Raw genomic sequence first — 11,509 nt, forward strand, 5'->3', positions numbered from 1 at the left:
GACCGACCCCGTGCCAGCGTGGTTTCAACGCCGCACCCGCCAGGGGCCCGAACCGATGCGCTGCCGCCTGCGCCCGTTCCGCCTCACCAAGGCCGTGCCCCTGGCGATCAGCCGTGGCAGCACCAGCGCGGTGGAGCATCTGCTGGTGGAGGTGAGCCACGAGGGCCTCACGGGCCTGGGGGAAACCGGCGGCTTCGACACCGGCCATCGCCACTACAACACCGCCGCCGTCGCCGCCGAACTGGAGGCCCTGGCCCTGCACCTGCAGGGGGCCTCACCCCTGGGGTCGCAGAGCCTGGAACCGCTGCTGGCGCAGCTCTCGCCCCCCGCCCGCTGTGGCCTCGATCTGGCCCTGCACGACTGGCGGGGCAAGCGCCTCGGACAGCCCCTCTGGCGGCTCTGGGGCCTGGATCCAGGCGCCTGTGTCGCCACCAGCGTCACCCTGGGGCTGGGCACCCCCACGGCGGTGCTGGCGCGGCTCGAGCGCTGGTGGCAGCAGCTGCCCGCCAGCCGCATCAAGCTCAAGCTGGGCAGCCCGGAGGGCCTCGATCACGACCGCGCCCTGCTGCAGGCGGTGGCGGAGGCCCTGGAGCGCAAACGGCAGCAGGCTGGCGCGGCCTGTGAGCTGCAGGTGGATGCCAACGGGGGCTGGAGCCTGGAGGACGCCCTGCGCCTGCTGCCCGAGCTCCAGGCCCATGGGGTGGTGCTGCTGGAGCAGCCGCTGGCGCCGCAGCTTGACCCGACGCGCGACACGGCCGGCTTCGCGGCCCTGCATCCCCACTGCCCCCTGCCCCTGGTGGCCGATGAGAGCTGCTGGAACCTCGAGGATCTGCTGCGGCTGGCCCCCCACACCGATGGGGTCAACATCAAGCTGCTCAAGAGCGGCGGGCTCACGGAGGCCCTGCTGATGGCCCAGACGGCGCGGCGCCTGGGGCTGGGCGTGATGCTGGGCTGCTACTCCGACGGCGCCCTGCTGAACGGCGCCGCGGCCCAGCTGCTGCCGCTGGTGCGCTGGCCCGATCTCGACAGCCACCTCAACCTGGTGGACGACCCCTTCACGGGCCTGGACTGCCAGGGCGATCAGCTGCTGCTGCCCGGTGAGCCGGGCCTGGGGATCGGTGTGGCGGAGGCCTGGCCCGGGCTGGTGCCCAGGGCGGCTGCGGTGCTGGCGCCGGAGGGGCTGCCGTGAGAGCCGAGCCGCCAGCAGGGGGCGCCCGCACCTCCCTGCAGCCCCAGGATCCGGTGGTGCTGCTGCTCCACGACGGCCTCGACAACCTCTCCGGCAAGACCGGCCTGGCGATGCTGCGCTACCGGCCCGGGCCGCTGCTGGCCGTGGTGGATCCGGCCCATGCCGGCCGCAGCCTGAAGGAGGTGACCGGCATCGATCGCGCCGTGCCGGTGCTGGAGAGCGTGGCGGCAGCCCTGCCCCTGGGGCCGGCGGTGGCGGTGGTGGGGCTGGCGCCCTCCGGGGGGCTGCTGCCGCCGGCGCTGCGGGCCGACCTGGCGACGGCCCTGGGGGCGGGCTGGTCGGTGGCCAGTGGCCTGCACAGCCGCATCGGCGACGACCCCGGCTTGGCGGCCCTGCTGGCGCCTGGGGCCTGGATCTGGGACCTGCGTCAGGAGCCCTCCGGGCTGGCGGTGGCGTCGGCGCGGGCGGCCGATCTGCCCTGCCGGCGCCTGCTGGCCGTGGGCAGCGACATGGCCGTGGGCAAGATGAGCGCCTGCCTGGAGCTGCTGGCGGAAGCCCGGCGGCGCGGCCGCACGGCGCGCTTCGTGGGCACCGGCCAGGCCGGCATCCTGATCGCCGGTGGCGGTGTGCCCCTGGACGCTGTGCGGGTGGACTATGCCGCCGGTGCCGTGGAGGCCGCCGTGCTCGAGGCGGGCGCTGGCCTCGGCCCGGACAGTCTGCTGCTGGTGGAGGGGCAGGGCTCGCTCTGCCACCCGGGCTCCACCGCCACCCTGCCGCTGCTGCGGGGCAGTCAGCCCACCGAGCTGCTGCTGGTGCACCGGGCCGGGCAGCGCCACATCAAGGGTCTGCCCCACCTGGTGATCCCGCCGCTGCAGGAGCTGATCGCCGTGGTGGAGGGCCTGGCGGCCCTCGGCCGTGCCGACGGCCTGCGGCCCAGGGTGCGGGCGGTGGCCCTCAACACCATGCAGCTGGCGGAGCAGGAGGCCGTTGCGGCCACCGCCCGSACGGCGGAGCAGCTGGGGCTTGCCTGCGCCGATCCCGTACGCCAGGGCGCCGGGATGCTTCTGGAGGCCCTGGATGGGTCAGCCGGGGCTGATCTCCTGGCCTCCTGACGGCCCCCTGAGCGGGGATGGAAGGGCGAGCGAGGGGATTCGAACCCCCGAATGGCGGCGCCACAAGCCGCTGCCTTAACCACTTGGCGACGCCCGCCATGGGCTGGGCCAATGTACCAAGTCGTGCGCTGGCGTCCGGGGCTGGCCCGGGGCTCCGGTCCTGCGCTCCGGTCCTGCGCTGAACGCCTCCTCCTGGTGCCAGGCTGGCAGCACTTCCGGCCTCCTCCGCCCTGCCTGACCCGCGCAGCTCCGCCTGGTGTGCACCCCTGGTGGGAGGCGCCGTCCTGCTCGCTGGGGCCGGGGGGATGCTGGCCTGGACCAACCCCGGCCCTGCCGAGTTCGCCGACTTCGCCGCGGGCCGGTTGGTGGAGGAGATCTCCAGCCGGGTGTGTGAGAGCAGCACGCTCCCCTCGGTGCTGGGCCTGCCGTTGGCCGACTGCGCCGCCCTGGTGGCCTCCCAGCGCAACGCCTTGGGCGCGGTGGTGCAGCGACAGACCCGCCGCACCAATTTCGGGGTGCTGAGCGTGTATCACAGCCAGCTGGGTGGTCAGCAGGTGCTGCGCTGGCGGGTGCCCCGCTTCGAGGCCACCGTTGTGGGTGTGGCAGGACGGTTCGTGATCGTGCAGGCGCGGGAGCCTGGTTCATGAGCGCCCATCCACCCGGCGCCACCCCCGCCAGCGCCCTCGGGAGCAGGGCGGGCCGTCTGGAGCTGCGCCTGCCCCGGGCCCTGCTGGAGGCGCGGCAGTCGGATCTCGCTCCGGTGGATGCCGAGGGCCTGGTGGCCGTGGAGCTCAGCTGGCAGGAGGGACGGATCACCGGCCTGCGCCCCCTGGGGCCGGAAGCCGCTGCCGAGTCGCTGCCCCTGGCCCTGCCCCCCCTGGTGGAGCCCCACGCCCATCTCGACAAGGCCTTTTCGGCCCCACGCTTCCCCAACTGGGAGGGCACCATGGCCGGCGCCCTGGCCCAGAACCAGAGGGAGTACGGCGAGCGCAGCGAGGCCCAGGTGCTGGAGCGGGCCGAGCGCGCCCTGCAGCTGGCCTGGCGCCAGGGGGTTCGGGCCCTGCGCAGCCATGTGGACAGCGTCGGTCCAGGGGCCGTGGCGAGCTGGGAGGCCCTGCTCGAGATCCGTCGCCGCTGGGCCGGCCGGGTGGAGCTGCAGCTGGTGGCCCTGACGCCCCTGCTGCACTGGCTCACCCCCCAGGGCGAGGAGCTGGCCCGCTGGGTGGCCGAGCGGGGTGGCCTGCTCGGCGGGGTGCTCGGCCCGCCCTACGGCGCCAGCCTCTCCGACCGCGAGGCCCTGGCGGCTCTGCTGGCCCTGGCCGAGCGCCATGGGGCGGCGGTGGATCTGCACGTGGACGAGGCCGACACCCAGCCCGCCCGGGGGGTGGAGCTGGTGGTGCGCCTGGCCCTGGAGCAGCGCTGCGAGGTGCCGATCGTCTGCAGTCACGCCGCCAGCCTGGCCCTGCTGTCGGATCGCCGCGCCGACCGGCTGGCGGAGCGGCTGGCCCAGGCCGGCATCGGCGTGGTGGCCCTGCCGCTCACCAACCTCTGGCTGCTGGGCCGGCGCCCTGGCCGCACGCCGGACCGACGGGTGCAGGCCCCGATCGCCACGCTGCAGCGGGCCGGAGTGCGGGTGGCGATCGGGGCCGACAACGTGCAGGATCCCTGGTTCCCAGGCGGTGACTTCGATCCGATCGAGCTGCTGCGCCTGGCGGCCATCACCAGCCACGTGGTGCCCAGCCGCCGCCAGGGCCTGGCGCCCTTCAGCACCGCGGCCGCCGCTTTGCTGGGGCTGGAGTGGGATGGGGTGCTGCGGACCGGCGCCCCGGCCGACCTGGTGGTGCTGGCGGCGCGCAGCTGGGGCGAGCTGCTGGCCCGCAGCCCCCAGCGCCGGGTGCTGCGGGCCGGGGTGTGGCTGGAGCCGCCACCGATGGAGCAGCCCTCCCCTCTGCTCCGCGCAGTGGGGCCAACGCCGCGCCAATGATGGTGAGCTCGGGGCCTGTGGGCTCCCCTGGGTTGCGCTGCGATGGCCTCACCTACCCCCGCTGCTGGATCGGCCCTCTGCCTGGAGGGGCTGCCGCCGAGGCCGGATCCGGCCGTGATCGCCCAGTTGGCAGAGGAGCTCGCTGGTGAACTGGCCCCAGAGCAGGCCGCTGCTGGTGCTGCCCTGGAGCTGGTGGGGGAGGGGCAGCCGGCGGAGCTCGAGCGCCTGTCGCGGGATTTTTTCGACTACTCCCCCCTGCTGGTGCCGGTGTTCCAGGCTCAGCGGGCCCAGCTCGCTCTAAGGGCCTCGACGGTGGGGCAGGTGCGGGCCGTGGCAGCCGGCTGCGCCCGGCTGGGGGTGCCTCTCACCGTGCGAGGGGCCGGCACCGGCAATTACGGCCAGTGCGTGCCCCTGGCCGGTGGCGTGGTGTTGGAGCTGATGGGGCTGAATCGCCTGCGCAGCCTGGATCCCCGCAGCGGCGTGATCGAGGTGGAGGCGGGCCTGGTGATGGCGACCCTCGAGCAGCAGCTGGCTCCCCATGGCCGGGCCCTGCGGCTGCAGCCCAGCACCGCCCGCAGCGCCAGCATCGGCGGCTTCGTGGCGGGGGGATCCGGCGGGATCGGCTCGCTGCGCTGGGGCTTCCTGCGGGATCCGGGCAACCTGCTGGGTCTGGAGGTGGTCACGGTGGAGCCTGAACCGCGGCTGCTGCGGCTGGATGCGACGGCCAGCCAGCCGCTCAACCATGCCTATGGCACCAACGGCATCCTCACGGCCCTGCGGCTGCCCACCACCGAGGCCGTGGCCTGGCAGCAGCTGGTGGTGGGCTTCGACTCCTGGCAGCAGGCCGTGGCGGCGGCGTCCGCTCTGGCCGGCACCGCCCTGCTGCTCCAGTCCATCACCCTGCTGGAGGCACCGATTGCGGCCCGCTCCCCCTGGCCGGCGGGCTGCCCGGCCGCGGCGCCCGGGGAACACCGCTTGCTGCTGCTGGCCGCGCCCGACAGCCTGGAGCTGCTGCCGGGCTGGCTGCAGGCCAAGGGCGGCTGCCTGCGCTGGCAGGCGCCCCAGGGGGAGAGCCGGGGCCTGCCGCTGCGCGAGCTCAGCTGGAACCACACCACCCTGCACTGGCGTGCCCAGCAGCAGGGCTGGACCTACCTGCAGATGCTGCTGCCCCAGCCGGAAGCCCCCTGCCTGGCGGCCCTCAGCGAGCGCTGGGGCGACGACCTGCTCTGGCATCTGGAGGCGGTGCGCCAGCAGGGACGGGCCCGCCTGGCGGCCCTGCCCCTGCTGCGCTGGCAGGGGGAAGCTCCCCTGGCGGCCCTGATGCAGCAGGCGCGCCAGCTGGGGGCGGTGATCTTCAACCCCCATGCGATCACGGTGGAGGACGGCGGCCTGGGCGCCATCGACGCCGACCAGGTGGCCGCCAAGGCGGCCTATGACCCGGGCGGCCTGCTCAACCCCGGCAAACTCAGGGGCTGGCTGGAGCGTCAGCGCCAGCAGCCCCAGCCCTAGCAGCCCAGGCTGAGCCGGGTGTCGGCGCCGGTCAGGGGGTGGGTTCCCTCGGCGTCGCTGCAGAGCAGGCGCTGGTCGACCCGGTCGAGCAGGGCGCCGCTGAAGTCGGCATCGGTCACCGTGGCGCCGCTGAAATTGCTGCCGGCGGCGATCACGTCGCTGAGGTTGGCGCCACTGAAATCGGCGCCGCTGAAGTCCACCTTGTCCATCAGCACGCCACTGAGGTCGGCCCCGGCGAAGCTGGCCTCGGGGAAGGCGGCCTGGGTGAGGATGGCGCCGTGCAGGTTGGCGCCGGAGAAGTCGGCCTGGCGGCCGGAGGCGCCCGCAAAGGAGGTGTTGGCCAGGTCCTGGCCGCTGAAGTCCTTGCCGCTCTGGTTGGTGAGGGTGTAGTCCACTCCGGAGAAGTCCGCTGCTGCTGGACCTGCCCCGGCGGTGAGTCCGCCGGCCAGCAGGCCCAGCATCAGGCCGAGCCCCAGGGCCATGCGCAGCAACGGCCGCCGCCGCCGCCATGGCTGCAGCAGCTGGTGGCAACGGCTCAGCAGCTGGTTCAGCCCCTGGTCCCACAGCCCTGCCGGTGAAATGGTGCGGAGGCGGSSGKYSMTGNCGMRYGGSSCNNTGGTCTTCACTCTGGGCCCACGGGGCGCTGCCGTCACCCTGGCGCCGCCGCGCTGGCGAGCAGGTGGCCCAGCAGGTAGAGGGATCCCGCCACCAGCACCGGCCCCCGGCCCTGCCGGGCGGCGGCCCGCAGCGCGGTGGGCAGGTCTGGGGCACTGTGCAGCCGGGCGGCCTGGCCTGGGCCCAGACTGCCCAGCAGTGCGCTCTGGCGCCAGGAGGCATGGCCGGGCACCGGCACGATCCAGGCCTGATCCCCAGGGCCGAGCAGGGCCTGGAGGATCTCGGCCCCCTGCTTGTTGGCCAGCATTCCCAGCACCCAGCGGCGGGCACCGGGGGGCAGGCCGTGGCGCCGGCCGTGCTGATCGAGCTCTGCTCTCAGTCGCTGGGCCGCCGGCGCGTTGTGGGCGCCGTCGATCAGCAGCGGCAGGCCCTGCCACTGGAGCCGCTGCAACCGCCCCGGCCAGCGGGCCGCGGCAAAGCCCTCCCGGATCGCCTGCTCGGGCAGATCCCAGCCCTGGCGCCCCAGGGCCTGCAGCATGCCCAGGGCCACGGCGGCATTGAGCTGCTGCACCTGCCCCGGCAGCCCCAACGTCCAGGTGTTGTCATCCAGGGGGGTCACCCACCTCAGGCGCACGCCCAGCCGGGCCGCCTGCTGCCGCAGCACCGCTTCCACCGCCCGCATCTGGGGGCCGCTGACGGCTTCCACCCCCGCCCCCAGGGCGCCCGCCTTCTCCAGGGCGATGCTGGCCGCATCCGGGCCCAGCACCTCCAGGTGATCGAGGCCGATGCTGGCGAAGCCCACCACGCGCCGATCCGGATGGCAGCTGGTGGCATCGAGCCGGCCCCCCAGGCCCACCTCCAGCACCACCAGCTCCAGATCCGCCTCGGCGAAGGCCAGGAAGGCGGCGGCCGTCACCAGTTCGAAGGGGGTGAGCCGGTGGCGTTCGGCCACGGGTCGCGCCGCCTGCAGCTGGGCCCGCAGCTGCAGCTCCGAGATCGGTGCGCCGCCGAGCTGGATGCGCTCGGTCCAGCTGCTCAGGTGGGGCGAGGTGTAGAGGCCGGCGCGGATGCCGGCGGCGAGCAGGGCGGCATGCACGAGGGTGCAGATCGACCCCTTGCCATTGGTGCCCGCCACCTGAACCGCGGCGAAGCGGCGCTCTGGGTGGCCGAGCTCCGCCAGGGCAGCCTGCAGGCGCTCCAGGCCGAGCTCCACGCCCCGGTGGCTGAAGGGCTGGATCAGGTCGGCGAACGGATCGGAGCTGGGCAGGGTCCCGGCGGACCCGGCTCGAGGGATGACGTCAGGCAAGGCTGAGCAGGGCCCGCTCCAGCAGCGACACCGCCTGGTGCAGCTCCCGGGGGCGGATGGTGAGCGGGGGTACAAAGCGCACGACCGTCGGTCCGGCCGGCACCACCAGCAGCCCCTGGGCCAGGGCCGCCTTCACCAGCTCCGGAGCGCTGGGCCCGGTCCCGCTGAGCACCAGGCCCTGCAGGAGGCCCCAGCCGCGTACCCCGGTGAGCTGGTGTGGGTGGCGCTGCACCAGGGCGGAGAGTTCCTGGCACAGCAGCGCTTCCATCGCCTGCACGTGTTGGAGCAGCTGCCGCCGCTCGATTTCGGCCAGCACCGTGAGAGCGGCCCGGCAGGCGAAGGGATTGCCCCCGAAGGTGCTGGCGTGATCGCCCGGGCGGAAGTGATCCACGGCCCGTTTCACGGCCAGGGCACCGATGGGGATGCCGCCTCCCAGACCCTTGGCCAGGGTGATCGCATCGGGCTCCACCCCCAGGCGCTCGTAGCCCCAGAGGCGGCCGCTGCGGCCCACGCCGATCTGCACCTCATCGAAGATCAGCAGGATCTGATGGGCGTCGCAGAGCTGGCGCACCCTCTGGAAGAAGGCCCGCTCGCCAGGGTGCACGCCCCCTTCCCCCTGCAGGGGCTCCAGCAGCACGGCCGCCACCCGTGGTCCCTCGACCTCGGAGGCCGCGAGCAGGGCTTCGAAGGCGGCGGTGTCGTTGTAGGGGAAGTAGCGGAAGCCCTGCACCATGGGGGTGAACCCCTGGTGGTATTTCGGCTGGCCCGTGGCCGTCACGGTGGCCAGGGTGCGGCCGTGAAAACTGGCTTCCGCCGTGAGGATCAGCGGCGGCCGCTCCACCGTGCCCACCAGGCCCCGGACCACCTGGGCGTGCTTGCGGGCCAGCTTGATGGCGGCCTCGTTGGCCTCGGCGCCGGAGTTGCAGAAGAAGACGCGATTGAAGCAGCTGCGGGCCGTGATCGTGGCAGCGAGCTGCTCCTGTTCCGGAATCCGGTACAGGTTGGACACGTGCTGCAGCCGGCCCAGCTGGCGGGTCAGGGCCCGCCGCAGACGGCCGTTGCTGTGGCCCAGGCTGCACACCGCGATGCCGGCGACGCAATCGAGATAGCGCCGGCCCTCGCTGTCCCACACCCACACGCCGCGGCCGCGGCAGAGGCTCACCGGCAGGCGGGCGTAGGTTTCCATCAACGGCGACCCGGGGTCGGTGGCCGTGGCAATAGGAGCGGTGGGACTTGAACCCACATGCCCGAAGGCGCTCGATTTTGAGTCGAGTCCGTCTACCAATTCCGGCACGCTCCCCTGGAGTGGAGCTTAGGCGGCGCCGATCCCCTGGGTCTGGAGATGGAGCTCAGCCGGCGCCGGGCCGCCGCCGATCCGCTGGATGCAGGCGCCCACGGAGGCGAGCTTGTGCTCCAGGCCGGCGTAGCCGCGATCGAGGTACTCCAGGCCACGCACGCTGGTGACCCCCTCAGCCGCCAGGCCGGCCAGCACCATGGCGGCCGAAGCCCTGAGGTCGGTGCCCTGCACCGGGGCGCCGCTGAGCTGGGCCACCCCCTCGATAAAGGCGATGTTGCTCTGCAGGCGGATGGCGGCTCCCATGCGGTGCAGCTCAGCCACGTGCTGCATCCGATTCTCGAAGATGTTCTCGGTGACCACACTGGTGCCACGGGCCGTGGCCAGCAGGCTCATGAAGGGGGCCTGAAGATCGGTGGGGAAGGCGGGGAAGGGCTGGGTGCGCAGGTCCACGGCCTGTATGTCGCTGGCCTCAATGGTCATGCCGACGCCGTCGTGGTCGAGGCGACAGCCCGCCGCCTCCAGCTTGGTGAGCACAGCCCCCAGATGGTCGGTGATCACGGGGGTGACGCGCAGCCGCGAACGGGTGATCGCCGCAGCCAGAAGCAGGGTGCCGGCCTCGATGCGGTCAGGAATCACGGCGTAGTCGGCGCCATGCAGGCGCTCCACCCCCGTGATGGTGATCGTCTGGGTGCCAGCGCCGCGGATGCGGGCGCCCATGGCGATCAGCAGGCCGGCCAGGTCGGCCACCTCGGGCTCCTGGGCGGCGTTGGCCATCACCGTTTCGCCCTCGGCGAGCACGGCGGCCATCATCAGGGTTTCGGTGGCGCCCACGCTGGGACAGTCGAAATAGATGCGACCACCGGTGAGGCGCTGGCCGCGGCCGGGTACCACCGCCGTGACCACGCCATGCTCGATGGTGACCTGGGCCCCAAGCGCCTTGAGCCCCTTGACGTGCTCCTCCACTGGCCGGGTGCCGATCTTGCAGCCGCCGGGCAGGGGGACCTTGGCCATGCCCATCCGGGCCAGCAGGGGACCGATGCAGAAGAAGCTCGCCCGCAGGCTGTTCACCAGCTCATAGGGAGCTGTGGTGCTGTGGATGCCGGAGCCGTCCAGCACGAGGCTGTTCGCCTCGCGGCTGACCTGGCCGCCCAGGCTCTGCAGCATCTCGCCCATGCCCACGATGTCGGTGAGGGGAGGCACGTTGCGCAGCCTGATCTGATCGCAAGTGAGCAGGCAGGCGGCCATCAGCACCAGGGCCGAGTTCTTGGCGCCATCGACGTGCAGCTCACCCTCAAGACGGCGGCCACCGGTGATCTGGAGCTCTGGTTGGGCCTTGCTCAGGTCGGTCGCGAGGGATGGCAGGGATAGGGCTGTCATGAATTCCCGGACATCCCCGGCCTTTTTGTCTGGGCATGTTGACAACAAAAGGCCAGATCGTCTAGGTGGCCGCTGCGGGAACTGCACCACGCCCCCGGCAGTCAGGGGGGGAGACCCGCTACCGGTTGATTCAGGGCGATCCCTGGCGCCATCAGGCTTGCTGGCCCAGGGTCTGCAGCGGCAGGCGCAACGGGGCGCTTGGGTGTGGCCAGGTGGATGTGCTCGTGCGCACACGGGGAGATGGGGTGTCCTGCGGGGCACGGGCCCCGGGAGCGGCGCTTCGGGCCGATGCCGTATGGTTCCGAAGTCGCAGAGCGACGGCCACGCGGATGTGGCGGAATTGGTAGACGCGCTAGTTTCAGGTACTAGTGGCAGCAATGTCGTGGGAGTTCAAGTCTCCCCATCCGCATTTGAGATTCCATGATTCTTCTAAAAATCACCAATTCCTCCGAAGTGGTTGCTTCGAAGGTGGGCAAGTTTCTGGAGAGTCTCACGCCTGACGCCATGGATCAGACCACCGTTGAGGACATCGTGGTGGGCAAGCTCATTGAAAACTTGAGGGCCGAGGGCATCAAGGGTGAAGTGGCAGCTGTGAAGGGGATGGAGCTGGAGGCGGCCGAGATCGTGATGCAGGACGCCATGCGCGTGCGCCGCCACGAGCGCTTCTGAGGCCGGCCGCTTGCTCCCGGAGCTGATCAGCAGCCGCCGCAATCCCCTCGTGCGTCGCCTGCGCCAGCTGCACGCGGGCAAGGGCCGCCGGGAGCTGCAGTTGCTGCTGCTGGAGGGCACCCACCTGTTGCAGGAGGCGGTGCGCCTCGGTCTGCAGCCCGTCGACCTGCTGGCCACGCAGGCCTGGCTCGAGACGCACCGGAGCTGGCTCGACAGCCTGCCGCTGCCCCTGCAGCCCGTGCCGGTGACGCCGGAGGTGCTGGCGGTGGTGGCCACCACGGAGCACCCCGACGGCGTGGTGCTCAGCCTGTCCATGCCAGGGCTCGGCTGGGGGCCGCCCGTCCCGTCGCTGGTGCTGGCCCTGGATCGGCTTCAGGATCCAGGCAACCTCGGCACCTTGATGCGCACTGCCCTTGCCAGCGGCGTGGAGGCGCTGTGGCTGGTGGAGGGT

General features: G+C 72.6%; 11 protein-coding genes and 3 tRNA genes. 8 read left to right on the top strand and 6 right to left on the bottom strand.

Translation table 11 applies throughout. From position 1 onward, the window contains the following. Positions 1-55: 55 nt before the first annotated feature. Both IQ216_RS06555 and IQ216_RS06560 read left to right on the top strand, forming a co-directional pair. On the top strand, positions 56-1,189 hold the full coding sequence (locus IQ216_RS06555; protein ID WP_193814844.1) for a dipeptide epimerase: 1,134 nt from the start codon (positions 56-58) through the stop codon (positions 1,187-1,189). Then, positions 1,186-2,301 (top strand): DUF1611 domain-containing protein, encoded by a 1,116-nt coding sequence (locus tag IQ216_RS06560; RefSeq protein ID WP_370566642.1) that lies wholly within the window; start codon positions 1,186-1,188, stop codon positions 2,299-2,301. The genes IQ216_RS06555 and IQ216_RS06560 overlap by 4 nt, the downstream gene beginning before the upstream one ends. Before the next feature lie 24 nt (positions 2,302-2,325). On the opposite strand, the gene IQ216_RS06565 is transcribed toward IQ216_RS06560, so the two are convergent. After that, positions 2,326-2,398 (bottom strand) — tRNA-His (locus tag IQ216_RS06565). 172 nt (positions 2,399-2,570) lie between these two features. Here IQ216_RS06565 and IQ216_RS06570 point away from each other — a divergent pair. Genes IQ216_RS06570 through IQ216_RS06580 form a run of 3 tightly spaced genes read left to right on the top strand, consistent with a single transcriptional unit; the run spans position 2,571 to position 5,794 of the window. Further along, positions 2,571-2,948 carry a DUF4359 domain-containing protein gene (locus IQ216_RS06570; protein ID WP_193814839.1) on the top strand — a complete coding sequence of 126 codons (378 nt, stop codon included), beginning with the start codon at positions 2,571-2,573 and terminating at the stop codon, positions 2,946-2,948. Beyond that, entirely contained in the window at positions 2,945-4,285 is a 1,341-nt protein-coding gene (locus IQ216_RS06575) for an amidohydrolase family protein (RefSeq protein WP_193814840.1), read from the top strand. Before IQ216_RS06570 ends, IQ216_RS06575 begins: the two co-directional genes overlap by 4 nt. Positions 4,286-4,327: 42 nt before the next feature. Beyond that, positions 4,328-5,794 carry an FAD-binding oxidoreductase gene (locus IQ216_RS06580; RefSeq protein ID WP_193814841.1) on the top strand — a complete coding sequence of 489 codons (1,467 nt, stop codon included), beginning with the start codon at positions 4,328-4,330 and terminating at the stop codon, positions 5,792-5,794. Here IQ216_RS06580 and IQ216_RS06585 read toward each other — a convergent pair. The 5 genes from IQ216_RS06585 to murA all read right to left on the bottom strand — a co-directional run bounded on the left by IQ216_RS06585 (position 5,791) and on the right by murA (position 10,389). Then, positions 5,791-6,276, bottom strand: coding sequence for a pentapeptide repeat-containing protein (locus tag IQ216_RS06585; protein ID WP_193814846.1), 486 nt, complete (start codon positions 6,274-6,276; stop codon positions 5,791-5,793). The genes IQ216_RS06580 and IQ216_RS06585 overlap by 4 nt on opposite strands. Positions 6,277-6,443: 167 nt before the next feature. Then, positions 6,444-7,715, bottom strand: coding sequence for a folylpolyglutamate synthase/dihydrofolate synthase family protein (locus IQ216_RS06590; protein WP_228007224.1), 1,272 nt, complete (start codon positions 7,713-7,715; stop codon positions 6,444-6,446). Further along, positions 7,708-8,901 carry an aspartate aminotransferase family protein gene (locus IQ216_RS06595; protein WP_193814848.1) on the bottom strand — a complete coding sequence of 398 codons (1,194 nt, stop codon included), beginning with the start codon at positions 8,899-8,901 and terminating at the stop codon, positions 7,708-7,710. Before IQ216_RS06595 ends, IQ216_RS06590 begins: the two co-directional genes overlap by 8 nt. A 32-nt stretch (positions 8,902-8,933) precedes the next feature. Continuing rightward, positions 8,934-9,015, bottom strand: a tRNA-Leu gene (locus IQ216_RS06600). A 12-nt stretch (positions 9,016-9,027) separates the two neighbouring features. Next, a complete protein-coding gene (gene murA, locus IQ216_RS06605) occupies positions 9,028-10,389 on the bottom strand; it encodes a UDP-N-acetylglucosamine 1-carboxyvinyltransferase (protein WP_193814842.1) in 1,362 nt (453 codons plus the stop codon). 325 nt (positions 10,390-10,714) lie between these two features. On the opposite strand from murA, the gene IQ216_RS06610 reads away from it, so the two are divergent. The 3 genes from IQ216_RS06610 to IQ216_RS06620 all read left to right on the top strand — a co-directional run. Further along, a tRNA-Leu gene (locus tag IQ216_RS06610) sits at positions 10,715-10,798 on the top strand. 11 nt (positions 10,799-10,809) lie between these two features. Beyond that, on the top strand, positions 10,810-11,058 hold the full coding sequence (locus IQ216_RS06615; protein WP_193814843.1) for a hypothetical protein: 249 nt from the start codon (positions 10,810-10,812) through the stop codon (positions 11,056-11,058). A 10-nt stretch (positions 11,059-11,068) separates the two neighbouring features. Continuing rightward, the coding region (locus IQ216_RS06620) for a TrmH family RNA methyltransferase (protein WP_370566643.1) at positions 11,069-11,509 on the top strand (441 nt) is incomplete at its 3' end.

This window comes from Cyanobium sp. LEGE 06143 (genome assembly GCF_015207535.1).
Taxonomy (GTDB): Bacteria; Cyanobacteriota; Cyanobacteriia; order PCC-6307; family Cyanobiaceae; genus NIES-981.

Excerpts from the sequence above, each read along its gene's own strand:
- IQ216_RS06615 (WP_193814843.1), top strand. The coding sequence starts at position 10,810 with ATGATTCTTCTAAAAATCACCAATTCCTCCGAAGTGGTTGCTTCGAAG.
- IQ216_RS06585 (WP_193814846.1), bottom strand. The coding sequence starts at position 6,276 with ATGGCCCTGGGGCTCGGCCTGATGCTGGGCCTGCTGGCCGGCGGACTC.
- murA (WP_193814842.1), bottom strand. The coding sequence starts at position 10,389 with ATGACAGCCCTATCCCTGCCATCCCTCGCGACCGACCTGAGCAAGGCC.
- IQ216_RS06595 (WP_193814848.1), bottom strand. The coding sequence starts at position 8,901 with ATGGAAACCTACGCCCGCCTGCCGGTGAGCCTCTGCCGCGGCCGCGGC.
- IQ216_RS06575 (WP_193814840.1), top strand. The coding sequence starts at position 2,945 with ATGAGCGCCCATCCACCCGGCGCCACCCCCGCCAGCGCCCTCGGGAGC.
- IQ216_RS06555 (WP_193814844.1), top strand. The coding sequence starts at position 56 with ATGCGCTGCCGCCTGCGCCCGTTCCGCCTCACCAAGGCCGTGCCCCTG.
- IQ216_RS06580 (WP_193814841.1), top strand. The coding sequence starts at position 4,328 with ATGGCCTCACCTACCCCCGCTGCTGGATCGGCCCTCTGCCTGGAGGGG.